Source organism: Streptomyces sp. NPDC050263 (assembly GCF_040655955.1).
In the GTDB taxonomy this organism is placed as follows: domain Bacteria; phylum Actinomycetota; class Actinomycetes; order Streptomycetales; family Streptomycetaceae; genus Streptomyces.
This window is the reverse complement of record NZ_JBFAKW010000303.1, coordinates 1-1,290: the sequence shown is the minus strand read 5'-3', so window position 1 is coordinate 1,290 and position 1,290 is coordinate 1. Positions and strand designations below refer to the sequence as shown.

Below are 1,290 nucleotides of genomic sequence, written 5' to 3'. Positions count from 1 at the left end.
CAGGGTCGGGTCGGCACCGCGCGCCCCGAGCTGCCAGGCGACGAGCCCGACCACGACACTGACCGCCGACAGGCCCATCAGCAGGAACTTCACACCGCGCCGCGCTCCCACAGCTTGGTCACCTCCTCCGAGATCGCCGCGTCCACTTCGTGCATGATGTCGACGAAGGCGCTGTCGAACTCGTCTCGCGGGTAGGGCAGTGGGACGTCGACGACCGTCTTGATCCCAGATTGCGGCGGCGCCGTCATGACGGCGATCCGCTGGCCCAGGAGCACGGCCTCTCGCACGTCGTGGGTGATGTAGAGGACGGTTCGCCGGTTCTCGGACCACAGCCGGACGAGTTCGCGCTGGAGGAACCGCCGGCTCTGGGCGTCCAGTGCCGCGAACGGCTCGTCCATGAGGATGGTCTGCGGTTCCACCGCCAGTACGCGGGCGATCTGCACGCGCTGTTTCATGCCGCCCGAGAGCTGGTCGGGGTATTTCTTGGCGGCGGGCAGCAGGCCGACCTTCTCCAGATACTCCGTGGCGATGTTCGGCCGCTTGCTCCGCGGCACGCCGGACAGCTTGAGGGCGAACTCGACGTTGCCCCGGACGGTGAGCCACTCCATCAGCGGGCTGTCGACTCCCTGGAACACCACCGCCCGGTCGGGCCCGGGCGCGACGACGGGCCTGCCCTGTGCCCGGACCTCGCCCTGCGAGGCCGCGTGCGTGCCGGCGAAGAGTTTGAGCAGCGTGGACTTGCCGCACCCGCTCGGGCCGACCAGGACGAAGAACTGTCCTTCGGGTACCTCCAGGTCGACGTCCTTCAGCACCCATTCGTCGTTGCCGAAGGTGATGCCGACCTTGGAGAGGCTCAGGGCCGCAGCCCCGGACTTCGTCATGTTCGTTTCGTTCATTTCTTCGACCCGAGTACGTCGTGCAGCGGCCCGAGGTCCATGCCGGCCTTGACGTCGACGTCGTCGGTGATCTTGCCGCTCGACTTGAGGAACGTCTCGATCTGCAACAGGGCGGCTGTCTGCGCGTCCGTCTGGTTCAGCGCCGGGTTGTCGAGTTTGATCTGGGCAGCCAGCGACTTCGCGTCGCCACCCTTCACGGCCTCGGCGAGGATCTCACCGGACCGGTCGGGGTCGGCGGCCATGAAATCGGTCGTCTTCTTGAGCGCCCGAAGCATCTTCTCCACCAGTTCGGGATGCTCGGTCACCGTCTTGCGAAGGGTGAGCAGGTAGATGCCCTGGACCTTCAGCAGGCCGGCGTCGTCCCCGTAGTGGAAGAGGTTCTTGTCCTGCTGCG

Annotated in this window: 2 protein-coding genes; both read right to left on the bottom strand. The window is 66.7% G+C overall.

The features are described from left to right. Positions 1 to 89: 89 nt before the first annotated feature. Positions 90 to 896, bottom strand: a complete 807-nt coding sequence (locus AB0J04_RS46175) for an ABC transporter ATP-binding protein (protein ID WP_064751331.1) — start codon at positions 894 to 896, stop codon at positions 90 to 92. Beyond that, positions 893 to 1,290 (bottom strand): ABC transporter substrate-binding protein (locus tag AB0J04_RS46170; protein ID WP_363174738.1); only part of this gene is annotated, 398 nt, incomplete at its 5' end. The genes AB0J04_RS46170 and AB0J04_RS46175, both read right to left, overlap by 4 nt.